Genomic DNA, 24,364 nt, shown 5'->3' on the forward strand with positions numbered 1-24,364 from the left:
AGGCCGGGCTGACGAGAGGTCGGCCAGCGCTGACGAGAGGTCGGCCAGCGCTGCTGAGGGGTCGGTCAGGGCCGCCGGCGAGGCGGCACCGGCCCGACGAAGGGCGAGGTCAGGCGCTCGCCGCGGCGCGCACGGGCGCCGGGCCGGTGGAGCCGCGCACCACGAGCTCGGGCTCGAAGAGCAGCTCCTCCTGCGGCACGGACCCTCCGTTGATCTGGTTCACGAGCAGGTCGATCGCGGCGCGGCCCATGGGCTCGATGGGCTGCCGCACCGTGGTCAGCGGCGGCTCGGTGCAGTTCATGAACGCGGAGTCGTCGTAGCCCACGATCGAGATGTCCTCGGGCACACGGAGGCCGGCCCGCCGTGCCGCGCGGATGGCACCCAGGGCGAGCGGGTCGCTGGCGCACACGATGCCCGTGACGCCCTCCTTGATCAGGCGCGTCGCGGCCGCCTGGCCGCTCTCGAGCGAGTAGGCGGACCGCACCACGTGGCGGTCGTCGAGCTCGATGCCCAGGCGCTCGCCGGCGATCCGTGCGGCGTGCAGCTTGCGCTCGGACGGCACGTGGTCGACGGGGCCCAGCACCAGCCCGACGCTCGTGTGCCCCAGCGAGGCGAGGTGACCGAGAGCCTGCTCGATCGCGACCTCGTCGTCGCAGGACACCCGCGGGAACGGCAGGTCCTCGATCGAGGCGTTGATCAGCACCACGGGCAGGTTGCGCCCCGTCAGGCGCTCGTAGTGGGCGTGCACGGCGTCGCGCTGCGCGTAGTTGCCACCGGCGAAGACGATGCCGGAGACCTGCTGGCCCAGCAGGAGCTCGACGTAGTCAGCCTCGGACACGCCGCCCGCCGTCTGGGTGCACAGCACGGGGGTGAACCCCTGCTGCGCGAGCGCCCCACCCACCACCTCGGCGAACGCCGGGAAGATCGGGTTCTGCAGCTCGGGGAGCACGAGCCCGACGAGGCGGGCGCGCTCTCCGCGCAGCTTGGTGGGCCGCTCGTACCCCAGCACGTCGAGCGCCGTCAGGACGGCCTCGCGCGTCTGCTCGGAGACGCCGGGCTTGCCGTTCAGGACGCGGCTGACCGTCGCCTCGGAGACCCCGACCTTGCGTGCAACCTCTGCGAGACGCCGTGACATGGGGGCCACTCTACGGCCCGGGAGCGCAAGATGCTTGCAAGTCGCTGCAAGCGACCGACCACGGCCACCGGACCCGCCGGGACGGACGTGAGCAGAACCACCCGCTCGCCGTGGTGCGACGCCGCCCCGCGTCCCTTAGCGTCAGAGACCGAGGGCGGGACGCCACCGGCGCGCCCCACCACGGACGACAGGACTTGCCACGAAAACGGACAGCGTCGAGCAGCTCGAGCCGTCCGCCACGACGCTCGGGCGCCGGTACCGCATCAGCGCCCGGCTCGGCGCCGGCGGATCGGGCGAGGTCTACCGCGCGACGGACCTCCGCATCGGGCGACCGGTGGCGCTGAAGGTGTTCACCCTCGAGGACGCGACGCCGGCGGACGTCCGGCGGTATGCCGCCGAGGCCCGGGTTCTCGCGGGCCTGTCGCACCCCGGGCTCGTCGCCCTCTACGACGTCGGGGCGGACATCGACCCTCGGCTCGGTCCCGTCGCCTTCCTGGCGATGGAGCTCGTCGAGGGTGCGACGCTGCGCGACACCATCGCGGCCGGTCCCCTGCCGCCGGTCGTGACCGCCGAGGTCGGGCACCAGCTGGCGCAGGCGCTCGCGCACGCGCACGCGGCGGGCGTGGTGCACCGCGACATCAAGCCCTCGAACGTGCTCGTCGCCCAGCTGGACGGCGCCCCGGTGGTCATGGACCAGCCCGTGCTCACCGTCGTCCTCGCGGACTTCGGGATCGCCACGCACTCGCGCCGCGGCGCCGCGGGCGGCGGTGCGACCACGTCGTCGGGAACGGCCTCCTACCACTCGCCCGAGCAGGCGCTCGGCCGCGAGGTGGGTCCGCCGTCGGACGTCTTCTCTTTGGGCCTGGTGCTGCTCGAGTGCCGCACCGGGGCGCGGACCTACCCGGGCGCCCCGCTGGCCAGCTCCCTGGCTCGGCTGCTCGGCCCGGTGCCCGTCCCGCCCGACCTGGGGCCGGAGTGGGTGGAGCTGCTCACCGCGATGACCGCGTCCGAGCCGGAGGAGCGCCCCACGGCGAGCGCAGTGGCAGCCGCGCTCAGCGCGCTGCGCGCCTGATCACCGCCCCGTCGAGCGGCTGACCCGCCGCCGGAGTCAGCTCGCGTACGCGGGCGCGCGCTGCGCCGCCTCGGCGAGCGCGTCTGCGATCTCGTCGGCCCAGCGCGCGATGGCCCCGAAGTCGCGGTGGTCGCCGTCGCGTCCCCTCGCTCCGGCGATGATCGCGCGCTCCGCGAAGGTGAGGGCGGACCGGTCGAGCCGGCCGCGGAAGCTGCGGTGGCCCACCGAGCCGACGCGCTCGCCCAGGGCCGCGATCTCGTGCGGCGAGTTGGCGGCCGCGGCGGGCTGGGTCGCCAGGCCCGAGGAGAAGAGCCACACGCGACGCTCCGCCAGGGCCGCGCGGTGCCGCTCGACGAGCTCACGTGCGGCGGGAAGCCAGTGACCGGTGTACACCGCAGAGCCGACGATCACGACGTCGTAGTCGTCGACCGCGTCCACGTCGGCCACCGCACGCACCTCGACCCGATGTCCCCGGCCCGTCAGCACGGTGCCGATCGCCTCGCCGATCTCCTGGGTCGATCCGTGCCGGGATGCCACGGCCACCAGTACCTGAGCGCCCACGGCGCACCTCCTCGTTGTCGTCCTCCATCATGGGCGCCCGATTCGCCCCGACGATGGGCCGGAGGTCCCCTGCGGGGATCCGTCAGGTTTCCGGGATCTCCGCCTGCGCGGCCCGCAGCTTGTCCGTGAGAGCGCGCAGCGTCGCCAGCTCGTGGGCGTCCAGGGCGCCGCCGACGAAGTGGCGGATGCTGCGGGCGTGACGCCGGCCTACCTCGCGCTGCAGCTCGACCCCCGCGGGAGTGAGCGTCACGGCCACGCCGCGACCGTCTCCCTGGACCGGGCCGCGCGCCACCAGGCCGTCGGCCTCCAGCCGCTCGACGAGGCGCGAGAGGCTGGGCTGGGTGAGGAGGCTGCTCTCCGCGAGGTCGCGCAGCCGGGCCGTGCGCCCCGGGCTCGTCGAGAGCGTGAACAGCACGTCGTACTCCCGGATGGTCAGGGGCCCCCACACGTCGTCCCGCTGGAACCTGCGCATCAGCGCCACCTGCGCGCGGAACAACGACTCCCACGCGAGCGCCGCCTCCCGGGTCCCCGCCTCGCGTCCACGCCTGCCGTCGGCGCCGTCGCCCACGTCCGCCCCTCTCCTCGGTCCATGCATACGCATCTACCAACACCCGCGTCCGGCACGGTGTTCCACCGCTACCCTGGCTCGATGAGCACCGATGCCGCCGCCCGCACCACGTACCTGCTGGTGGACGGCGAGAACATCGACGCCACGCTGGGCTCGAGCATCCTCGGCGGACGGCCGTCGCCGGACCAGCGCCCGCGTTGGGACCGCATCCTCGCCTTCGCGCGCCAGCAGTGGCAGCAGCAGGTCAGGGGCCTGTTCTTCCTCAACGCGTCCAACGGCACGCTGCCCATGCAGTTCATCCAGGCGCTCACCGCCATGGACTTCCAGGTCATCCCGCTGTCCGGCGAGTCGCACGAGAAGGTCGTCGACATCGGCATCCTCAAGACGCTCGCCGCCATCTCCGAGCGGGACGGCGACGTCCTGCTGGCGAGCCACGACGGGGACTTCGCCCACGAGCTCGAGGCACTCGTCGACGCGGGCGGCCGACGCGTGGGCCTGCTCGCCTTCCGCGAGTTCACCAGCGGCGCGCTCGCGTCGCTCACGGCGCGCGGGCTGGAGACGTTCGACCTCGAGTACGACGTCAAGGCGTTCAACGTCCAGCTCCCCCGCCTGCGGATCATCCCGCTCGAGGAGTTCGACCCGCTGCGCTACCTCTGAGGAGCGCCGGCCGGGCGGCGGTCGACGGTGCGCGACGTGGCCCAGATCACAACCGGATAACAGTTACCTGATACTCCGGGCGTTTTACCCAGTACCGCGTGGCTCGGGTGTTTCCGCGCCTGGTAGACAGACCGCGGTCTCGTCCTGGGCGGGTCCGCGTACCGCCGTCAACGACGCCGGCGCCGGCGCCCACCCATGCCCTGGACGAGGCCGACGTCCTTCTTCCCAGCGGTTCACCACATCGAGGTGGTCATGAGGCGGTACATCGTGGCGGGGCTCGTCCTCGCCGTCCTGACGACGTTGCTCGTCGTCCTCTCGGACGCACTCGGGCTCGACACCGAGGGCGTCGCGCTCCTCGGTGGCGCGCTCGGCGGAGCACTGGGGCTCGTGCCCGACCGCTCCCCCGCCCAGCGCGCCGGCGCCTTCATCATCGGCTTCTTCGCCGCGTGGCTCGGCTACGCGCTGCGCGCGGCGGTCCTGCCCGACGCCACGGCGGGCCGGGCGATCGCAGTCCTCATCGTGCTGCTCGTCTGCCTCGCCGTCGGCGCGGCCTCGCGCGGTCGCCTGCCGCTGTGGGCCACCCTGCTGGGGGCCGCCGCGATGGCCGGTGCCTACGAGACGACCTACGCCGCCGACCCCACCGCGTTCATCTCCTCGTCGGCAGCCACCGCCACCTCGATCCTGGTCGCCGCCGGCGCCGGCTTCGTCGCGACCTCGCTCCTCGGCCCCCAGGTGGAGCGCGAGCGGGAGCTGGAGCGCGCGCAGCACGACCACGCCGAGCCCGTCGCAGCCGGCCACGTCGCCGACCAGCAGGTCGCCGACCAGACGCGGTCCGAGCGCGAGGACGCGCACGCCATGGACGCCCAGACGCCTGCGACCGGGACGCCCCGTGTCGAGCGTCGCCGAGAGGGCGTCGCCCCGTACCTGTCCCTGCAGCCCCGCCCGGAGGCCTGACGTGCGCCGCTCCACCCTCACCACCGCCGCCGCCCTCGCCGCCGTCCCCCTCATGGTCGGAGCCTCGAGCGCCAGCGCGCTCGCCGCTGCTGCCGACAGCGGTGACATCTCCGTGACCAACACCGAGACGGTCCAGGCGCACCTCGACGCCACGGGCTCGCTCCAGGACGCCCGCATCTACGAGCAGATCGCGCTCAGCGGGCACGGCAGCACCACCATCACCAACCCGGTCTCCACCCACGGGCTGCGCAACCTCGACGGCTTCGGCGGGTTCCACGTCGTCGACGGCAACGTCGTCGCGCACGTGGACGTCGACGGCGAGCGCCGCCTGCGGTCGGTGAGCGACTACACCAAGGACCTCCCGCTCAAGGTCGAGATCTCCTACACGCTCGACGGCAAGCCCGTGAAGCCGGGTGCCGTGGTCGGCAAGTCCGGCACCCTCGAGGTGCACTTCACGGTCACCAACATGACCAGCAAGCCGCAGGCCGTCACGTACGACGACGGCACGGGCACCATGAAGACGACGACCGAAGAGACGGTCATACCGATGATCGGCCAGCTCGTCACCGTCCTGCCGTCGACGTTCACCGACGTGCAGTCCGCCGAGGCGGGCATGGCGGGTGACGGCCGCGGCGGCACGCAGATGACCTTCCAGATGACGCTGTTCCCGCCCATCGGCAAGCCGACCGCCGAGTTCGGCTACTCCGCGAAGATCACGCACGGCGTGGTCCCCGCGGCCACGCTCAGCTCGATGCCCGTCTCCCCGCTGGACAGCCCGTCCTTCAAGGGCGGCGCGGCGAGCTACAAGGCCGGCGCCGCCTCGGGCGTCGAGCTCACGGCCGGGTCCATCGAGATCGACGAGAACCTGCTGAAGCTGCACGACGGCGCGGCCCAGCTGCTCGGCGGGCTGCTCCAGCTGTCCGACGGCGCCGGGCAGCTGTCCGACGGCCTCACGGGGCAGCTGGCACCGGGCGCGCAGGACCTCGCGGACGGGCTCAACGGCAAGGCGGCACCTGGAGCGAAGGAGCTCGCAGCCGGGCTCAACGACAAGGCTGCGCCCGGCGCGCAGGAGCTTGCCGACGGGCTCAACGACAAGCTCAAGCCTGGCGCGCACGACCTGGCGACCGCGATGAGCTCCAAGCTCGAGCCGGGAGCGGGCGAGCTCGCCTCGGCCCTCGGCACGCAGATCCTGCCGGGCGGCGGGGCGCTCGCCGTCGCGCTCGACGAGCTGCTGCGGCCGGGCGCGAACAGCCTCGCCCAGGCGTTGAACAAGCAGATCGCGCCAGGGGCCAAGGCGCTCAGCGAGGGCCTCGCGACGGCCAAGCCCGGTGCCGCCAGCCTGTCGGCGGGTCTCAACGGCCAGCTCGCGCCCGGCGCCAAGAGCCTCAGCGACGGGCTCGGCACGGCCGCACCCGGAGCGGCGGCGCTCGCCGCGGGGGCCAGCGCGCTCGACGCCGGGCTCGCCAGCGCCGGGTCCAAGGCGCCCCAGCTCATCGGCGGGCTCCAGCAGGTCTCCGACGGCCTGGCACAGGTCGACGCAGGGCTCGCGCAGCTCAGCGGCACCATCGGCGGGGTCCCGGACCGCGCCAAGTCCCTCGTGGACGGCCTCGCGCAGCTGCGCGGCGCGCTGGGTGCCGAGGGGCAGACGGGCACGCTGCGCGACGGCCTGGCCAAGGTCCGGGCCGGCGTGGCGAACGCGGCGGCGAACGCCTCCGGGCTCGGCGGCGGCACCAGCGCCAAGGCGGCGAACATCGCCGCGGAGCTCGACTCGCTCACGGACCTGGCCCAGCAGCTCGACGCTGCCGGCAACGGCGCCGAGGCCGACGCCCTGCGCGCGTCGATCGCGACGCTCGAGGCCGACGCCCAGTCGCTCGCCGGCTACGGCGCGGGCGTGACCCAGGTGGCGGGCGGCCTCTCGGCCGCGGACGCGAGCTTCATCGCCCTGCGCGACGGTCTCACGGGCGTCGCGGGCGGCCTGTCGGACGCGAGCACCGGGCTCGGGACGCTGCTGAGCACCGTCGTCACGAGCGTCCAGGGCGCGGTCGGCGGGGCCGGCGACGTCCCCGCGGACCGGACGCTGCGCGGCGCGGTGCACGGCCTGCAGGCGGGCACGACCACGCTCACGACGAGCGGAGGCGAGCTCATCAACGGGCTCGGCCAGCTGGCCGCCGGCGCGCACGACCTCAACACCGGCGCGGGCGCCCTCTCCAGCGGCATCGCGGGCGCCGCCACGGGCTCGAAGGCGCTCTCGGACGGCCTCGCCAGCGCCGCGGACGGGTCCAAGCGGCTCTCCGCCGGCGTCGCCAGCGCGGCGGACGGCTCGGCGCAGCTGTCGGCCGGCATCGCGAAGGCGGCGGCCGGCGCCACGGACATCTCCGAGGGCGTCGACACCGTGGCCGACGGGTCCCTCACCCTGGCGGACGCGCTGGTCCTCGCGGCCGGCGGTGCGAAGCAGATCGCCGTGGGCGTGGAGACCGCCGCGGCCGGCGCGACCAAGATCTCGGCCGGCGTCGACGACGCCGCAGCGGGCTCGACCAAGCTGTCGAGCGGGATCGACGACGCGGCGGCGGGATCGGCCGAGCTGTCGACCGGCCTCGACGGCGCAGCGGCCGGCTCGAGCCTGCTCGCAGCGGGTGCGGCCGACGCGGCAGCCGGTTCCACCAAGCTCGCGGACGGGCTGGACAAGGCTGCCGGCGGCGCCCCCGCGCTGGTCGACGGCTCGCAGCGGCTGTCCGACGAGGGGACCAAGACCCTCGTCGCGAAGGGTGCCGGGACGGCCCAGTCGTACGGCGCGCAGTACGCGGTGATCACGGCCGGTGCCGAGCGCGCCGCGGCCGAGGGCATGGCGTACGGGGCACCCGAGGGTGCCGTGGGCGCGACGGCCTACTCGATCGAGATCGCCGGCGCGGACGGTGAGGGCGCGAGCTCGCTCGGCCGCCTGATCCTCGCGATCGCGCTCTTCGCGGGTGGCGCCGGCATCGCGACGTTCGTGCGACGCCGCTGGGTCTGACCGATCTGACGACGACGGGGCGCGGCCTGCGGGTCGCGCCCCGTCGTCGTGTCAGCCCGGCTGCCAGGCCGGCGTCGCGGGTTCGCCCCGCGGCTCAGCCTCCGAACGACCGCGCGAGCTGGTCGTCGATCTCGAACGTCACGTGCTCGCGGTGCTCCTCGTCCTGCAGCATCGCCACGCCGTGCGCCGCGAGCGGGATCTCGAGGAACGACGGGCCCTCGCTGGGGCGGGCCACCAGGTACGAGTCGTCGCGGGGCACGTCGGGGTCGTCGCGCGAGGCCATCACCAGCAACGGACCGCGGTACGGCACCACGCTCGAGCGCGCGTCGAGCCCGTCGAACCGGGACGGCGGGCTGAGCGCGACGACGCCGACCGCTGCGAGCTCGTCGGCCATGGCCACCGCGTACGTGCCGCCCTTGGACGCGCCCACCAGGGCCACGTCCTGGGCTCCCGCGGTGCGCAGGGCCTCCGCCGCCGACCGCATCGCCGCCTGCCCGGCCCGCGCGCCGGACCCCGGCCACGTGAAGGTCGCCACCCGGTAACCCTCCTCGACCAGGTGCGCGGCCTCGTCGGCCCACTGGCACCAGTCACCGCCGTTCTGCGGCGCGAGCACCACGCCGTGCGCTCCGCCTCCCGCGACGGCGACCGCGGTGGTGGTGCCTCCGGAGTCGACGGTCACCGCCTGCGTGCCCGACGGAAGGCACCCGGGAGCCTTCGCGGCGGCCATGGTCTGGCCCGCGGACGCGGTGCTCGCGGGCGACCCGGTCCCCGCACAGCCGGCGAGAGCGAGCGCGGCCGCGAGCGCGAGGACCCCGGTCCGCGGCGTGACGTCGATGTGCACGCCTCGTTCTACGGCGCGAGAGCGCTCTCGGCAAGGGCCGTCCGGCAACTGGCCAACCCTGGATCAGCCTCAGAGCTGCGCGTCGTACCGGTCGAGCACGATGGCGGCGAGCCGCTCGTCGGGCGCGAGCGGGTCGCTCACGGCATCGGCACCCGCCTCGAGCACCCGGTCGTGGAAGTAGCCGGGCGCGAGCAGGTAGGACGCGACGACGACGCGCGCGGCGCCCGCCCGGGCCGCGGCGATCGCCTCGGGGACCGTGGGTGCGGAGCCCGCGCCGTAGCCGATGGTCACGGGGTTGGTCAGGGACGCGGCGAGCCCGGCCGCCACGGCTTCGACGGCGACGGCGGCAGCGGGGTCGGTGGACCCGGCCGCAGCGAGCACCACGGCGTCGTCGGGTCGGAGCCCGGCCGCCGCGAGCCGGTCGAGCAGGATCGCCACCAGTCGCGGGTCGGGCCCGAGCGGCGGGGCCGCGCGCGCGCCGTCGCGGTCGACGGCCTCCGCGATGTCCACCTTGACGTGGAATCCCACCGAGAGCAGCAGCGGCACCACGACCGCGCTCCCCCGGTCCGTGAGCGCGTCGGCCACGACGTCGCCGACCTCGGGGGTCTGCACGTCGACGAACGCCTCGCGCACGTCCAGGTCGGGGCGCAGGGCCCGCACGTCGGTGAGGATCGAGCGGATCGCCGCGCGCCCGTCGTGGTTGTCCGTGCCGTGCGAGCAGCCCACCAGGACGGCGCTCACCGGTCGGCCGCCAGCTCGAGGCGGTAGCCCCGCTTGACCACGGTGCGGATCAGCGCGCGGCTGCCGGTCGCCTCCCGGAGGCGGGCGATCGCGACCTCGGCGGCGTGCGGGTCGCGGGAGTCCCCCGGCAGCACGTCGAGCACCCGGTCGCGCAGCACCACCGCACCGTGCGCCGCGGCCAGCAGCCGCAGCACCTCCAGCCCACTGGGACTGAGCGGCAGCACGTGCCCGTCGAGCACGGCGGCGCCGCGGTGCACGCGCAACGGACCCGCGACGGTGTCGAGCGCCTGGAGGCCGCCGTAGTGGCCGATGATCAGGCGCACGAGCGAGCCGAGCCGGCCGCGGTCGGGCACGAGCGGCTCGATGCCCCGCTCGAGCAGCGGCTTGGCGGTCACGGGCCCGACGGCGGCCATGACCACGGTGCCGTCCTGGCACAGCCGCACGATCGCGTCGGTCACGCCGGCCTCGTCGGCCGCGGCGAGCCACGCGGCCGCGCCGGGCGCCGACGTGAAGGCGACCGCGTCGATCTCGCCGGCCGCGACGGAGCACACGGAGGCGACCACCACGGCTGGGTCGGGCGGCGGCCCCCAGCGGTAGACGACGAGGCTGCGCACCCGGGCGCCCGCGGCGACGAACGCCTCGTCGAGCCCGTCGGCGCCCGCGCCGTGGTGCTGCACCGCGATGTCGGTCCCGGCGACGCCCTCGTCGAGCAGCACCTCGGCGATCTCGGCGCTCGTCTCGGACTCGGCGACCCAGTCCGCCGTGAGCCCGGCGGCCTGGATCGCGCCGCGCGCCTTGGGCCCGCGGGCCACGATCCGGGTGCCGCGCAGCATCGCCACGAGCGGCTCGGCCAGCCCCGCGGCGTCGGCCGCCTCGATCCAGCCGCGGAAGCCGATCCCGGTGGTGACCACCACGGTGTCGGGCGGATCAGCAAGCAGCGAGCGCGTGCCCGCCAGCAGCGCTGCGTCGTCGATGTGCGGCACCATGCCCAGGGCCGGAGCGTGCCGGACCGTCGCGCCACGGCGCGTGAGCGCCGCCGACAGCTCCGCCGACCGTCGGTCCGCCGTCACGAGCACGACGGTCCCCGCGAGGGTCTGGTCGATGGGCTCGTTCACGTCGCCATTGTGTCGTGCTCCGCGGTGACCTCGTCCGGCACGTCCAGCGCCCCTTCGGGCGAGACGTCCAGCAGACCTGGCGCGGCGACCGCGCCGAGCACGATGACGGCCGGCGCGCGCACACCGGCCTCGGCCGCCGCGGCCGCGATCTCGTCGAGCCGCGCACGTGTCACGCGCTCGCCGTGCAGCGTGCCGCTCTCCACAACCGCGACAGGCGTGGCGGGGTCCGCGCCGAACTCGAGCGCTCGGTCGGCCAGGTCGGGTAGCGCGGCCACCCCCATGAGCACCACGACCGTGCAGGTGGCGTCGCGCAGGCCCACCAGACCGGCGCTCGACCAGCCGTCGTGCCCGTTCATCACGTGCACCGCACCGACCACGCTGCGGTGCGTCAGCGGGATCCCGGCCGCGGCGGGCACCCCGAAGGCGCTGCTCACACCGGGGACCACGTCGACGGGAACGCCGGCCCGGCGGCACGCCAGCACCTCCTCGCCGCCCCGGCCGTAGACGAACGGGTCGCCGCCCTTGAGCCGCACCACCGTGCGACCGCGCTGCGCCTGCTCCACCAGGATGCGGCCGATCTCGTGCTGCGGGACCGGGTGGTGCCCGGGCGTCTTGCCCACGTCGATGATCTCCACGTCCGGCGCCAGCTCGTCCAGCACGTCGACCGGCCCGAGCCGGTCCACCACCACGACGTCCGCGGTCGCCAGCGCGCGCCGCCCCGCGAGCGTGAGCAGCCCCAGGTCGCCGGGCCCGCCGCCGACGAGCACCACGCGCCCCTCGTCGGCCGAGCGCAGCCGCCGGGCGCGCAGGTCCACGCGGCCGTCGCGCAGGTGCGCCGCGAGCGCGTCGCGCACCTCCGTGGTCCGCCCGGGATCGGACGCGCCCGTCGACAGGACGCCGACGAGCACGTCGCCGCTCTGCGTCGTCGCCGGAGCGCGTGCGGAGCCCGCCGCCCCCGGACTTGCGCCGGTGCAGAAGACGCGCCGCTCGTCGGCCCAGCCGACGACGGCGGCGTCGGTGGCGCGGTCGCCCGTCGCGGCGTGCACGAGCCACGCACCGTCCAGGTCGTCCGCGGTGACCTCGTGCTGCACCCACTCCAGCAGGCCCCAGCGGTGCAGGTCGCGCAGCGGCTCGCAGACGGCGGGCGCGACGACGACCACCCGGGCGGCGTCGGCCAGCAGCGCCTGCACGCCTCGGGCCGCCACGGGCCCGCCGCCCACGACGACCACGCGCCGGCCCGCCAGGTCGAGCCCCAGCATCGTCGTCATGCGGGCACCGCGATCTCGACCACGTCGCCGCGCACGCGCGCCGCCCACGTGCGCAGGTCGGGGGGCAGACCGCGGGCGGGCGCCTTGCCCGCGGGGTCCAGGCACCGGCCCGTGCGCAGGTCGAACACCTGCTTGTGCATCGGGGACGCCACGGTCGGCACCTCCACTCCCTCCACCGCGCGCGAGCCCACGATGCCGCGGGAGAGCACGTACGCGTCGCTGAACGGGTCGTGCTGCTGCACCGCGAGCACCCCGCCGTCGACGAGGCGGAAGATCGCCACCTGCTCCCCGCCGACCAGGGCGGCCGCACCGCGCTCCGGTGCCAGGTCGCCCAGCCGGCACACGGCCGTCCACACGGCCGTCGGCTCGTCGAGGATCGTCATGACCGCACCTCCAGGGTCGTTCCGGCGACGAGCACGGGCTCGCCGCGCAGGGCCGCTGCGCGCTCGTCGGCCGTCGCGGGCCGCGCCTGGCCTCGCTCCGGGACGTAGGCGAGCGACGGGTCCGCGACCTCGGGAGCGTTGACGAACGAGGAGAACCGGCGCAGCTTCTCCGGGTCCTCCAGCGTGGCCTTCCACTCGTCCTCGTAGTCGAGGACGTGCTGCGCCATCTGCTGGTCGAGGTCCGCCGCGATCCCGAGCGAGTCCTCCATGACCACCGCGCGCACGCCGTCGAGGCCGCCCTCGACGTCGCCGATCCACGGCGCGGTGCGCTGGAGGCGGTCGGCGGTGCGCACGTAGTAGAGCAGGAAGCGGTCGATGGTGCGGATCAGGGTCTCGGTGTCCAGGTCCTCGGCGAGCAGCTGCGCGTGCCGTGGCGTGAAGCCGCCGTTGCCGCCCACGTAGACGTTCCAGCCCTTGTCGGTGGCGATGACGCCGACGTCCTTGCCGCGCGCCTCGGCGCACTCCCGCGCGCATCCTGACACGCCCAGCTTGATCTTGTGCGGCGAGCGCAGGCCGCGATAGCGCAGCTCGAGCAGCACCGCGAGCGCCACCGAGTCCTGCACCCCGAACCGGCACCAGGTCGAGCCGACGCACGACTTCACGGTGCGCAGCGACTTGCCGTAGGCGTGCCCGGACTCGAAGCCCGCGTCCACCAGGCGCTGCCAGATGAGCGGGAGCTGGTCGATGCGGGCGCCGAACATGTCGATCCGCTGGCCGCCGGTGATCTTGGTGTAGAGGCCGAAGTCCTGGGCCACGGCGCCGATCGCGATGAGGCCCTCCGGGGTTACCTCCCCGCCGGGGATGCGCGGCACCACGGAGTAGGACCCGTCCTTCTGCAGGTTGGCCATCACGTGGTCGTTGGTGTCCTGCAGCGCCGCCCGCTCCCCGTCGAGCACGTGCGCGGGGGCCGTCGTCGCGAGGATCGAGCCGATCGCGGGCTTGCAGATGTCGCAGCCGCGGGCGTCGGGCCGCGTGCCGAACCGCTGCACGACCTCGGTGAAGGAGCGCACGCCGGACACCCGGACGGCGTCGTAGAGCTGCGCGCGCGACAGGGCGAAGTGCTCGCACAGCGCGGTGGAGACGGCGATGCCTTGCTTCTGCAGCTCGGTGGTGACCAGCTTCTTGACCAGGGGCAGGCACGAGCCGCAGCTGGTGCCCGCCTTGGTGCAGGCCTTGACCGCGCCGAGGTCGGTGCACCGGTGCTCGGTCACGGCGCCGCGGACGGCGCCCGCCGAGACGTTGTTGCACGAGCACACGCCCGCGTCGTCGGGCAGCTCGAGGTCGGGCGGGCCGCCCGTGCCCTCGGGCAGCAGGAAGGCGGCAGGGTCGCCGGGCAGCTCACGCCCGAGCATGGGCCGCAGGCTCGCGTACGCGGAGGCGTCGCCCACCAGCACCCCGCCCAGGAGCGTGCGCGCGTCGTCCGACATGACGAGCTTCTTGTAGACGCCCGCCACGGGATCCGCCCACACGATCTCCAGCGCCCCCGGCGTGGTGCCGAACGCGTCGCCGAAGCTCGCCACGTCGACGCCCGCGAGCTTGAGCTTGGTGGCGGTGTCCGCGCCCGGGAACTCGGCGCGACCCCCGAGCAGGCGGTCGACCGTCACCTCGGCCATCGCGTAGCCGGGGGCGACGAGGCCGATGCAGGCACCCTGGATGCAGGCGACCTCGCCGACCGCGGAGATGTCGGCGTCCGACGTGAGGCAGGAGTCGTCGACGACGACTCCGCCGCGCGGCCCGATCTCGAGCCCGCCGTCGCGTGCCAGCTCGTCGCGGGGACGCACGCCCGCCGCGATGACCACCACGTCGGCGTCGAGCCGGCCGCCGTCGGCCAGGTCGAGCCTGCCCACACCGCCCCGCCGGTGCGGGCGGATGCGCGCGGTGGCCGCGTTGAGCCGCACCCCGACGCCGAGCTGGTTGATGAGCCGCCTCAGCGCCTCGCCGCCGCCCAGGTCGATCTGCGTGGACATCAGGTGCGTGCCCACCTGGAGCACCGTGGCCTGCGCACCGAGCGCCTGCAGCGCCCCCGCCGCCTCGAGCCCGAGCAGGCCACCGCCGATCACGGCGCCACGCACCGTCCGGTGCTGCGACAGCTCCTCGACGTAGCCGCGCAGGGCCGCCACGTCGTCGACCGTGCGGTAGACGAACACCCCCGGAAGGTCGGCGCCCTCGATGGGCGGCACCCATGCCGACGAGCCGGTCGCGAGCACCAGGTGGTCGTAGGCCTCGACGCGGCCGCGGGCGGTGGTCACCGTCCTGGCGGCACGGTCCACGCTCGCCACGCGCTCGTCGCGCACCAGCGTGACCAGCGGGTCGTGCCACAGACCGGGGTCGCCCAGGGCCAGGTCCTCGGCGTCCCGTCCGGAGAAGTAGCTGGTCAGCGCCACCCGGTCGTACGGGCGCCGAGGCTCCTCGGCGAGCACGGTGATCCGCCAGGTGCCCGCGGTGTCCCGGTCGCGGAGCGCCTCGACGAGGCGCTGCGCCACCATGCCGCCGCCGACGACGACCAGGTGCTTGCTCGGGCTCATGGCGGGCGCTCCGTCCGGCTGGGGGTCCTGTCTGCGTCCGACGGTAGGAAGCGCGTGTTTCGGATCCAGGCGCGGCCTCGTTTCCTGGCAGGAACAGTTCGCGCACACCCGCGCGCCCGACCGTGTGAGCACCCGTGGCACGCTGGCGCCCATGGGAGTCGTCATCGCACTGCTGCGGGCCGTGAACGTGGGGGGCCGCAAGGTGACCGCCGCGCCCATGCGCGCGGTCGCCGAGCAGCTGGGCTACGAGCAGGTCGCCAGCTACGTCACGAGCGGCAACCTGGTGCTCGTCACCACGCACGGGACGGCACGCGTCGAGCGCGAGCTGGGTGCGGCGCTGTCGGAGGAGTTCGGCTTCGACGTGCCCGTCGTCGCCCGCACGGTGGCGCAGTGGGATGCCGTGATCGACGGCCTGCCGTTCCCTGACCAGGCGCGCGACGACCCGTCGCACCTGGTCGTCTACGCCTGGGACGGCGCCGTGGGCGGCACGTCGTTCGACCCCGCGCCGTACGGCCGCGAGCAGGTGGTCTGGCACGGGTCCCACGCGTACGCGTACTACCCGGACGGCATCGGGCGCTCGAAGCTGACCCTGCCGGTGCTGTCGAAGGCCGCCGGCCGACGCGGCACGGCCCGCAACTGGAACACGGTGCTGGCCCTGGCGCGGATGGCGCACGACCGCGGCTGACCTCCCACCAATGGCTGCCGGCTTTGGTTGAATCGTCCGGTGACCGCGCTCGAGATCGACGCCCTCGACAAGACCTACGGGACTGTCCGCGCCCTGCGCGACATGACGTTCGACGTCCGAGCCGGCGAGATCTTCGGGTTCGTCGGCTCCAACGGCGCCGGAAAGTCGACCACCATGCGCATCGTGCTGGGCGTGCTGGCCCAGGACAGCGGGGACGTGCGGTGGGACGGCAGGCCCATCGACGCCGACACCCGGCGACGCATCGGCTACATGCCCGAGGAGCGCGGCCTCTACCCGCGCATGAAGGTCGCGGACCAGCTCGTCTACCTCGCGCGCCTGCACGGCCTCGATGCCCGCGCCGCGCACGCGTCGATGGAGCGGTGGACCGAGACGCTCGGGATCGCGGAGCGGCGGGGCGACGAGGTGCTCAAGCTCTCGCTCGGCAACCAGCAGCGCGTGCAGCTCGCGGCCGCCCTGGTGCACGAGCCCGACATCCTGGTGCTCGACGAGCCGTTCTCGGGGCTCGACCCGGTCGCCGTCGACGTCATGAGCGCGGTGCTGCGTGACCAGGCCGCGGCCGGCCGGCCGGTGGTGTTCTCCTCCCACCAGCTCGAGCTCGTCGAGCGGCTGAGCGATCGCGTCGGCATCGTCCGCGCTGGGTCGATGGTCGCCGTGGGGGGGATCGAGGAGCTGCGACGCACCGAGCACCGGCGCTGGTCGGTGCAGGGGCCGCCCGACGCGTCCTGGGCCGCCGACCTGGCAGGCGTGCGCGTCGTCTCGTCGGCGGGGAGCACCACGGTGGTCGAGGAGGACGCGACGGCCGCCGCCGACGTGGACCAGGCGGTCCTGCACGCGGCGCTGGCCGCGGCGCCGGTGCGTGAGTTCGCGCTCGTGCGCCCGTCGCTGAGCGAGCTCTACCGAGACGTCGTGACCGCGGACCTCGGGGCGGACACCGGCTCAGCGGCCGAGGCGACGACCGCGCGGGGTGCGGCATGAGCGGGGCGCGGGCGCTCGGCTCCGGCGCCGTGATCCGCATGGTCGCGGGCCGCGAGATCCGGACGCGCGTGGCGTCCAAGGGGTTCATCTGGATCACGGTCGCGTTCGTCGTGATCGTCGTGCTCGGCGGGCTCGTGCTCAAGCTGGTCGGCACGCCCGACGGCACGCAGCACGTGGCAGTCACGCAGGACGTCGCGGGCACGGCCGCCCTGGTCGAGTCGACCGGCACCGGCGTGGGTGTCCAGGTGCAGACGCAGGAGGTGCCGGACCGCGCCGCGGGCGAGGCGCTGCTGCGCTCCGGTGACGTGGACGCCCTCGTGGTGGCGGTGTCCCCCGAGCTCGAGGTGGTCGTCGAGCAGAGCCTGCCCGACCCCCTCGCCGCGGTGTTCGGCTCGCTCGCGCAGCAGCTGACCCTCGGCACGGCGATCACCGAGCTCGGCGGCGACCCGGCGCAGGTGGCGCGGGAGCTCTCGGCGGCGGCTCCCCAGGTGACGGCGCTCGAACCAGAGCCCCAACGCGACGGCGGCCAGGTGGTGGCCGGCGTGATCGTGGGCATCCTGCTGTTCATCGCGCTCATGAACGCCGGCCAGCTGGTGGCGCAGGGCGTGGTCGAGGAGAAGACGAGCCGCGTGGTCGAGCTGCTGCTGGCGACGGTCCGGCCGTGGCAGCTCATGGCGGGCAAGGTGCTGGGCATCGGCGCCGTGGGGCTGCTGCAGCTCGTGCTCATCGTCGGCGCCGCGGCCGGATCGGCCCTGGGCTTCGGAGTGCTGGACTCGTCGTCGCTCGACGTCGGCTCGGTCGCGCTCTGGTCGCTCGTGTGGTTCGTCGTGGGCTTCGCGATGTTCGCGCTGGTGCTCGCGGCTCTCGCCGCGCTCGTCTCGCGCCAGGAGGACATCGGCTCGGTCACCGGTCCGGTCATCGCGCTGATGATCGTGCCGTACATCATCGGGATCAGCATCGCGCCCTACGACCCCGAGAACTCCCTCGTGGTGGTGCTGTCGTTCGTCCCGTTCGCCGCGCCCTTCGTCATGCCGATCCGGCAGGCCCTCGACACGGCCGCGCCGTGGGAGGTGGCGCTGTCGCTGGGACTCTCGCTCGCGGTGATCCCCGTGCTGGTGTGGCTCGCGGGCCGCGTGTACTCCAACGCGGTGCTGCACGCGGGTGGGCGGGTCAAGCTCAAGGACGCCCTCGCGTCCCGGTGAGCCGCGGCACGGGCACGCTGACTAGGTTGGAGCCATGGCGACCCTGTTCACCCGCATCATCGACGGCGAGATCCCCGGGCGCTTCGTCTGGGCCGACGACGTGGCGGTCGCGTTCACCACGATCGCGCCGATCACGGACGGCCACACGCTGGTGGTCCCCCGCGCCGAGATCGTGCAGCTGACCGACGCGCCCGACGACGTCCTGGCGCACCTGATGACGGTCGCCGCGACGATCGGGCGCGCGCAGCAGGCCGCGTGGGACGCTCCGCGCGCCGCGCTGCTGGTGGCGGGGTTCGAGGTGCCTCACCTGCACCTGCACGTGCTGCCCGCGTGGGACGAGGCCAGCCTGAGCTTCGCGAACGCACGCTCGGACGTGCCGGCCGGCGACCTGGACGCCGCGGCCGAGCGTGTCCGAGCCGCGCTCGGGGACGCCGGACACGGGGCGCACGTGCCCGCCGGTCTGGGTTCGCCCGCCCTTTAGCGGAATCACCCCGGTCGAGTCGCGCAGCGCACGCCTCGGGGGCGCACCATGAGCCGAGCGGAGGTGCGATGAGCGCGCGAGGAGACAGATCCCTGGACGGCCTCGCTGCGCTGGCGGGTCTGGCTGCCGGCGCGGTGAGCGTGGGCGTGGGCAGCCTCGTCGCGCTCCTCACCGGCGCGCCGTCGGACCCGCTCAACGCCCTGGGCTCAGCCTTCGTCGACGCGACCCCGCCGTGGCTCAAGGAGTTCGCCACGACGACGTTCGGGACCGACGACAAGCTGGTGCTGCGCCTGGGTGAGGTGCTCGTGCTGGCCCTGCTCGCGGCGGCAGCGGGCGTGCTCGCACGGCGCTGGTGGGGCTGGGGGGCCACCCTCGTGGTGCTGCTGGCCGCGTTCGGCGGCATCGCCGCGATGACCCGGCCCGACACGGGCGCGCTCGCCGCGTTGCCCAGCGTCGCGGCGGGGGTGGCCGGGCTGGTGACGCTCCGGCTCCTGATCGACCGGCTGCCGACGGCGCCCGCCGGCTCGGCGGTGGTGCGCGGCTCGGCGGTCGCGGGCGCGGGAGCCTCGGGGCTGGCGGACGGCGGGTCGCGGGCCGCGGGCGGCTCGACGGTCGCGGGCGGGTCGGCGGTGGCCGGCAGCTCGGGGGTCGCGGGCGGCTCGACGGTCGCGGGCGGGTCGGGGGACGGCACCCGCCGCAGCCCCGCGCGCGGTCCCGACCGGCGCGTGTTCCTCCAGGCAACGGCGGCGGCGGCGAGCCTCGGGATCGTGGCGGCCTTCGTCGGGCGCGCAGTCGGCGCCCCCGCTCGCGCCGCCCGGGCCGCGCGTGCCGCTCTGCACCTGCCCGCCCCCGCTGTACCGGCCCCCGCGGTGCCGGCCGGGGTCGAGGTGGCCACCCCCGGCATGGAGCCGTGGAAGACCCCCGCCGGGGACTTCTACCGGATCGACACCGCGCTGGTGGTGCCGGAGGTGGACCCGGCGTCCTGGTCGCTGCGCGTGCACGGTCTCGTGGACCGCGAGGTCACGCTCACGTGGGACGAGCTGCTCGCCTCCGAGCTGGTGGAGGCGTGGGTCACGCTGTGCTGCGTGTCGAACCCGGTGGGCGGCGACCTCATCGGCAACCAGCGGTGGCTGGGCCTGCCCGTGCGTGAGCTACTGGCGCGCGCCGGGCCGCACGCCGACGCCGACATGGTGCTGTCGAGGAGCGTGGACGGCTTCACGGCGTCCACCCCGCTCGAGGCGCTCACCGATGACCGCGACGCGCTGCTGGCCATCGGGATGGACGGACAGCCCCTGCCGGTCGAGCACGGCTTCCCCGTGCGCATGGTGGTGCCCGGGCTCTACGGGTACGTGTCCGCCACGAAGTGGGTGGTGGACCTCGAGGTCACCCGGTTCGCCGACGCCACCGCCTACTGGACGGACCGCGGCTGGTCGCCCCGCGGACCGATCAAGACGCAGTCGCGCATCAGCGTGCCGCGCGCGAGCGACCCGCTGCATGCGGGTGAGGTCGTGGTGGCGGGCACCGCGTGGGCGCAGCACCGGGGCGTGACGCGCGTGCAGGTCCGGGTCGACTCGGGCCCCTGGCAGGACGCCACGCTGGCCGCCGACGGCGGCATCGACACGTGGCGGCAGTGGAGCTGGCGCTGGTCCGCCGAGGCGGGCGACCACACGCTGCGGGTGCGCGCGTTCGACCCCGACGGACCGCAGTCGGGCGCCGACGTGGACGTGGTGCCCGACGGCGCCGAGGGGTACGACGAGATCGAGGTGTCGGTCGACTGACGGCGGTGCATCGCGCGAGCTCCGCCCTGAGGTCAGTACACGTCGCGCACGTAGCGTCGCGCGGCTGCGAGCTGCTTGACGTAGGCCGCCGCCGCCTCGGCGCTGAGCCCGCCGTGCCGCACGGCGACCTCGCGCAGCGCGGCGTCGACGTCCTTGGCCATGCGTGACGCGTCGCCGCACACGAAGAAGGACGCACCCTCCTGCAGCCAGTCCCACAGCCGGGCACCGTGCTCGCGCATCCGGTCCTGCACGTACACCTTGCCGCGCTGGTCGCGCGAGAAGGCCGTGGTGAGCCGGTCGAGGGTGCCGTCGGACACCATCCGCGAGAGCTCGTCCCGGTAGTAGAAGTCGGTGGCCTGGTGCTGCTCGCCGAAGAAGAGCCAGTTGCGCCCGGTGTGCCCCGCCGCCGCGCGGTCGGCGAGGAAGCCGACGAACGGCGCGACTCCCGTGCCCGGTCCGACCATGATCGCCGGGACGTCCGACGCCGGCGGGCGGAAGTGGGAGGTCGGCTGGACGTGCACCGGCACGCGGGTGCCGAGCGGCGCGTCGGCGAGGAACGTCGAGCACACGCCGCCGCGCGCCGCACCCGCCGGCGACTCGTACCGGACCACCGACATCGTCAGCGACACGGCCGACGGAGCGACGCGGGGGCTCGACGAGATGGAGTACTGCCGCGGCGTGAGCCGACGCAGCACCGCGACGAGGTCGGGCGCGGGCAGCTCGGGCGCGAGCTCGGCCACCACGTCGACGGCCTGCCGCCGCCACGTCCAGCGCGCCAGTTCGGTGCCGTTGTCGGGCCGCAGCAGGTGCCGCAGCTGCGCGCTTCCCGAGCGCTCCGCGACGAGCCCGAGGAGGTCGGCCGAGACCCGCGTGATGTCGAGGTCCGTGGCCAAGGCCGAGCGCAGCGGCCGCGGCGCACCGTCGACCATGACCTCCTGGTCCGGGTCCCAGCCCGTGACCGCGAACCACTCGTCGACCAACGCGGCGGCGTTCGTGGGGCGCACGGCGAGGGCATCGCCCGCCCGGTACGTGACCTCGCGGTCGCTGTCCTGCACGTCCAGGACGATCTCGCGCACCTCCTTGCCCGAGCCCAGCAGGGACAGGAGGCGGTTGGCCGCGATGCGCGCCTCGCCCGGTTGCTGCCGCGTGGCGACGCGGGGACCGCTCGTGGTGGGCGTGGGTGCTGCGGGCCGTGGTGTGGTCGTAGTCGGCACGGTCGCGGGTGCGGTGGCGGGAAGGGTGACTGGGGCGGGCGGGTCGTCGGCGCCGCCCAGGACGTCGGCGAGCGCGTCGATCCAGGCGCGTGCCCGGTCGTCCTCGCCGGGCTCGCACTCCACCCGCGGCACGAGCCTCGCGGCACCGAGCTCCTCGAGCCGGTGGTCCAGGCGGCGACCGTGGCCGCAGAACCTGTCGTAGCTGGAGTCCCCCAGGGCGAGCACCGCGAAACGGGACCCGTCGAGCCGGCGCGCGTCGGGCGCGGCGACGGCGTCCCAGAACGCCGCGCCGCTGTCGGGCGCGTCCCCGTCGCCGAACGTGCTGGTCACCAGCACCAGGTCGGCTCCCGTCGGCAGCGCGGACGGCAGGCACTCGTCCATCGCGACGACGCGCGGGGCGAGGCCGATCCCCACCAGCCGCTCGGTCACCACGGCGGCCAGGTCCTCGGCGGTGCCGGTCTGGGACGCCCAGAGCACTACCACCTGACGGGCCGCTGCAGCCGCCGAGCCCGGAGCGACGGCCGACCCGGCAGCCTCGGCCGCCCGGGAGCGCGGCTCGGGCGTACGGGAGAACAGCCCGGCGAGCAGGCCGTCGACCCACAGCGCCTGGTCCGCGTCCAGCGGTGCACCGGGCGGGAGCACGGGCGTGCCGGGCTGGCCGCCGCCCAGCCCGGCGAGGAAGCCGGCCAGGTAGCGGCGCTCGCTCTCGCCGAGCGCGGGCGGCTCGTGCGAGTCGAGGCCCAGGGCGGCACCCAGCGCACGGATGGCGAGCGCCCCGGGGGTCAGCCCGCCGCGCGTGGCCTCCGCGTCGGGCGCCCTAGCGTCGGGCGCCTCGGCGGCGGCCCCCTCGTCGGGCGCCTCGGCGGCGGCCCGCTCGTCGGGCGACGCCGCGGGCGCCGTGGCCGCGACGGGCGTCAGGGCCACCGCGCACACCTTGAGCTCGGGCTGGAACGAGATCGGGTCGACGGCGTCGTTCGTGACCGCATTCACCGCGAGATACTCGCCGAACAGGTCGTTCCAGTGGAACGGCGCGAAGACGGAGCCGGGCAGCACGCGGTCCGTCACCGTGGCCGGCAGCAGGGCACGTCCGCGCCGGGAGGCGACCTCGACGAGCGTCCCGTCGACGACCCCGAGCCGCGCGGCGTCGGACGGGTGGAGCTCCACGAACGGCGCCGGCGCGAGCTTGTTGAGCCTGGCGACCTTGCCCGTCTTGGTCATGGTGTGCCACTGGTGCTGGACGCGACCTGTGTTGAGGACGAAGGGGTAGTCGTCGTCGGGGAGCTCGGCCGCGGGAAGGTGGGGGCGGGCATGGAAACGCGCCCGGCCGGACGGGGTCGGGAACCGCAGCCGGGGCCGCACCCCGTCGGGCCGCTCGAGGACCGGCTGGCTCACGCCGTCGTTGAGGTAGCGGATGGGGTTGCGCCGCGGTGCGCCGGGAGGGGCCGGCCACTGCACGGAGCCACCGCGCAGGCGCTCGTAGGTGACCCCGCGCAGGTCGTAGCCGGTGCGCGGGTTGGCGAAGGCGCGCAGCTCGTCGAACACCTCCTGCGAGGACGCGAAGTCGAACCCCTCGTAGCCCATGGCGGCGCCGACGCGGGCGATGAGCTCCCAGTCCGGCACGGCCTCGCCCGGCGGCCGCAGCGCCGCGCGCGCGAGCGTGAGGTTGCGCTCGGAGTTGATCATGACGCCGTCGGCCTCCGACCACAGCGCCCCCGGGAGCACGACGTCGGCGTACGCGGTGGTCTCGGTGTCCGCGAAGGCGTCCTGCGCGACGACGAGCTCGGCGCGCTCGAGGCCCTCGATGACGCTCCGGCGGTTGCCGACCGAGGCGACCGGGTTGGTGCACACGATCCAGCAGGCCTTGATCTCGCCCGCCGCCATGCGCTCGAACATGTCCACCGTGCCGCGGCCCGTGAAGTCGGCTCGCAGCGTCCCCGGTGGCAGGTTCCAGACGTCCTCGACGAACGCGCGGTCCTCGTCGTCCAGGACCGAGCGCTGACCCGGTAGGCCCGGTCCCATGTAGCCCATCTCGCGGCCGCCCATCGCGTTGGGCTGGCCCGTGAGCGAGAACGGACCCGAGCCAGTGCGGCAGATCGCGCCCGTCGCGAGGTGCAGGTTCACCAGGGCGTTGGTGTTCCATGTGCCGTGCGTCGACTGGTTCAGGCCCATGGTCCAGCACGAGACCCAGTCGTCCGCGCCGGCGAGCAGCGCCGCCGCCGCGCGCAGGTCGGGCTCGGGCACCCCGGTGATGCGCGCGACCTCGTCGGGCGGATAGTCCTCGAGCAGCGCCTCGAGCGCCTCCCAGCCCTCGGTGTGCTCGGCGACGAACTGCTCGTCCAGCCCACCGGCCTCGACGACCAGGCGCAGCAGCCCGTTCAGCAGCGCGATGTCGGTGCCGGGCGCGACCTGCAGGAACAGGTCGGCCTTGTCGGCCGTCGCCGTGCGCCGCGGGTCGACGACGATGAGCCTGGCGCCCGCCTTGACGCGGTCCAGCAGCCGCAGGAACAGGACCGGGTGGCAGTCCGCCATGTTCGCGCCGATCACGAGGAACACGTCGGCGTGGTCGAGGTCGTCGTACGCCCCGGGCGGGCCGTCGGCGCCGAGCGAGAGCTTGTAGCCCGTGCCCGCGCTCGCCATGCACAGGCGCGAGTTGGACTCGATCCACTGCGTGCGCAGGTACCCCTTGGCGAGCTTGTTGGCCAGGTACTGCGCCTCCAGGCTCATCTGCCCCGAGACGTAGAAGGCGACCGCGTCCGGGCCGTGCGTCTCGATGGTCTCCCGCAGCCGGCGCGCCACCAGCGCCACGGCCTCGTCGAGGTCGGCCCGGGCGAGCTCGGCGCCACGCTCCGCGCGCACGAGCGCGTGCGTGGCCCGACCCGTCGCCGCGAGCACGTCCGCGCTGGTGGCGCCCTTGGTGCACAGCCGCCCGGCGTTCGCCGGGTGCGACGTGTCGCCGCGCGCCGAGCGCACCACGCGGCGGCCCTCGTCGTCGGAGGCGACGCCGAGGACGATCCCGCAGCCGACCCCGCAGTAGGAGCACACGGTCGCGACCTGCTCGAGCGACGGCGTGCTCCCACCGAGGGCGGGACTGGTGGTGGTCGTCATCGTGCGGGTGCGC

19 protein-coding genes are annotated in these 24,364 nt (G+C 74.8%); 9 read left to right on the top strand and 10 right to left on the bottom strand.

Translation table 11 applies throughout. The features are described from left to right. Positions 1 to 109 precede the first annotated feature (109 nt). Complete coding sequence (locus tag QRT05_RS10700; protein WP_289447218.1) at positions 110 to 1,135, bottom strand: LacI family DNA-binding transcriptional regulator; 1,026 nt, start codon at positions 1,133 to 1,135, stop codon at positions 110 to 112. Between the two features lie 262 nt (positions 1,136 to 1,397). Between QRT05_RS10700 and QRT05_RS10705 the strand changes: the two genes are divergently transcribed. After that, positions 1,398 to 2,207, top strand: a complete 810-nt coding sequence (locus tag QRT05_RS10705) for a serine/threonine-protein kinase (RefSeq protein ID WP_289447409.1) — start codon at positions 1,398 to 1,400, stop codon at positions 2,205 to 2,207. A gap of 36 nt (positions 2,208 to 2,243) precedes the next feature. Here QRT05_RS10705 and QRT05_RS10710 read toward each other — a convergent pair whose 3' ends face one another. Together QRT05_RS10710 and QRT05_RS10715 are read right to left on the bottom strand one after the other, a co-directional pair. Beyond that, on the bottom strand, positions 2,244 to 2,768 hold the full coding sequence (locus tag QRT05_RS10710) for a flavodoxin domain-containing protein (protein WP_289447219.1): 525 nt from the start codon (positions 2,766 to 2,768) through the stop codon (positions 2,244 to 2,246). 82 nt (positions 2,769 to 2,850) lie between these two features. Then, the gene (locus QRT05_RS10715) at positions 2,851 to 3,336 is read right to left on the bottom strand and encodes a MarR family winged helix-turn-helix transcriptional regulator (protein ID WP_289447220.1); all 486 of its coding nucleotides are present in this window, start codon (positions 3,334 to 3,336) and stop codon (positions 2,851 to 2,853) included. A gap of 81 nt (positions 3,337 to 3,417) precedes the next feature. Between QRT05_RS10715 and QRT05_RS10720 the strand changes: the two genes are divergently transcribed. The 3 genes from QRT05_RS10720 to QRT05_RS10730 all read left to right on the top strand — a co-directional run bounded on the left by QRT05_RS10720 (position 3,418) and on the right by QRT05_RS10730 (position 7,957). After that, positions 3,418 to 3,993, top strand: a complete 576-nt coding sequence (locus tag QRT05_RS10720; protein ID WP_289447221.1) for an NYN domain-containing protein — start codon at positions 3,418 to 3,420, stop codon at positions 3,991 to 3,993. Positions 3,994 to 4,245: 252 nt separating this feature from the next. Next, positions 4,246 to 4,947 (top strand): hypothetical protein, encoded by a 702-nt coding sequence (locus QRT05_RS10725; RefSeq protein ID WP_289447222.1) that lies wholly within the window; start codon positions 4,246 to 4,248, stop codon positions 4,945 to 4,947. A gap of 1 nt (position 4,948) precedes the next feature. Beyond that, positions 4,949 to 7,957, top strand: a complete 3,009-nt coding sequence (locus QRT05_RS10730) for a hypothetical protein (protein WP_289447223.1) — start codon at positions 4,949 to 4,951, stop codon at positions 7,955 to 7,957. Positions 7,958 to 8,051: 94 nt separating this feature from the next. Here the strand turns inward: QRT05_RS10730 and QRT05_RS10735 are convergent, their stop codons facing one another. From QRT05_RS10735 to nirB, 6 genes are all read right to left on the bottom strand, one after another. Next, complete coding sequence (locus QRT05_RS10735; RefSeq protein WP_289447224.1) at positions 8,052 to 8,798, bottom strand: alpha/beta hydrolase; 747 nt, start codon at positions 8,796 to 8,798, stop codon at positions 8,052 to 8,054. Between the two features lie 69 nt (positions 8,799 to 8,867). Further along, entirely contained in the window at positions 8,868 to 9,539 is a 672-nt protein-coding gene (locus QRT05_RS10740; RefSeq protein ID WP_289447225.1) for a sirohydrochlorin chelatase, read from the bottom strand. Then, positions 9,536 to 10,654 carry a uroporphyrinogen-III synthase gene (locus tag QRT05_RS10745; RefSeq protein WP_289447226.1) on the bottom strand — a complete coding sequence of 373 codons (1,119 nt, stop codon included), beginning with the start codon at positions 10,652 to 10,654 and terminating at the stop codon, positions 9,536 to 9,538. The genes QRT05_RS10740 and QRT05_RS10745 overlap by 4 nt, the downstream gene beginning before the upstream one ends. Continuing rightward, positions 10,651 to 11,922 carry a uroporphyrinogen-III C-methyltransferase gene (gene cobA, locus QRT05_RS10750; protein ID WP_289447227.1) on the bottom strand — a complete coding sequence of 424 codons (1,272 nt, stop codon included), beginning with the start codon at positions 11,920 to 11,922 and terminating at the stop codon, positions 10,651 to 10,653. Before cobA ends, QRT05_RS10745 begins: the two co-directional genes overlap by 4 nt. Beyond that, positions 11,919 to 12,305 carry a nitrite reductase small subunit NirD gene (gene nirD / locus QRT05_RS10755; protein ID WP_289447228.1) on the bottom strand — a complete coding sequence of 129 codons (387 nt, stop codon included), beginning with the start codon at positions 12,303 to 12,305 and terminating at the stop codon, positions 11,919 to 11,921. The genes cobA and nirD overlap by 4 nt, the downstream gene beginning before the upstream one ends. Next, a complete protein-coding gene (gene nirB / locus QRT05_RS10760) occupies positions 12,302 to 14,890 on the bottom strand; it encodes a nitrite reductase large subunit NirB (RefSeq protein WP_289447229.1) in 2,589 nt (862 codons plus the stop codon). Before nirB ends, nirD begins: the two co-directional genes overlap by 4 nt. A 151-nt stretch (positions 14,891 to 15,041) precedes the next feature. Between nirB and QRT05_RS10765 the strand changes: the two genes are divergently transcribed. From QRT05_RS10765 to QRT05_RS10785, 5 genes are all read left to right on the top strand, one after another. After that, a complete protein-coding gene (locus tag QRT05_RS10765) occupies positions 15,042 to 15,575 on the top strand; it encodes a DUF1697 domain-containing protein (RefSeq protein WP_289447230.1) in 534 nt (177 codons plus the stop codon). A gap of 39 nt (positions 15,576 to 15,614) precedes the next feature. Then, the gene (locus QRT05_RS10770) at positions 15,615 to 16,571 is read left to right on the top strand and encodes an ABC transporter ATP-binding protein (protein WP_289447231.1); all 957 of its coding nucleotides are present in this window, start codon (positions 15,615 to 15,617) and stop codon (positions 16,569 to 16,571) included. Continuing rightward, a complete protein-coding gene (locus QRT05_RS10775) occupies positions 16,568 to 17,773 on the top strand; it encodes an ABC transporter permease (RefSeq protein ID WP_289447232.1) in 1,206 nt (401 codons plus the stop codon). The genes QRT05_RS10770 and QRT05_RS10775 overlap by 4 nt, the downstream gene beginning before the upstream one ends. Before the next feature lie 34 nt (positions 17,774 to 17,807). After that, on the top strand, positions 17,808 to 18,254 hold the full coding sequence (locus QRT05_RS10780; RefSeq protein WP_289447233.1) for an HIT family protein: 447 nt from the start codon (positions 17,808 to 17,810) through the stop codon (positions 18,252 to 18,254). Between the two features lie 68 nt (positions 18,255 to 18,322). Next, a complete protein-coding gene (locus tag QRT05_RS10785) occupies positions 18,323 to 20,032 on the top strand; it encodes a molybdopterin-dependent oxidoreductase (RefSeq protein ID WP_289447234.1) in 1,710 nt (569 codons plus the stop codon). 32 nt (positions 20,033 to 20,064) lie between these two features. Here QRT05_RS10785 and QRT05_RS10790 read toward each other — a convergent pair whose 3' ends face one another. Beyond that, a complete protein-coding gene (locus QRT05_RS10790) occupies positions 20,065 to 24,351 on the bottom strand; it encodes a bifunctional nitrate reductase/sulfite reductase flavoprotein subunit alpha (protein WP_289447235.1) in 4,287 nt (1,428 codons plus the stop codon). Positions 24,352 to 24,364: the final 13 nt, after the last annotated feature.

Origin of the sequence: Cellulomonas edaphi, assembly GCF_030362815.1 — a bacterium.
GTDB classification, from domain to species: domain Bacteria; phylum Actinomycetota; class Actinomycetes; order Actinomycetales; family Cellulomonadaceae; genus Cellulomonas; species Cellulomonas edaphi.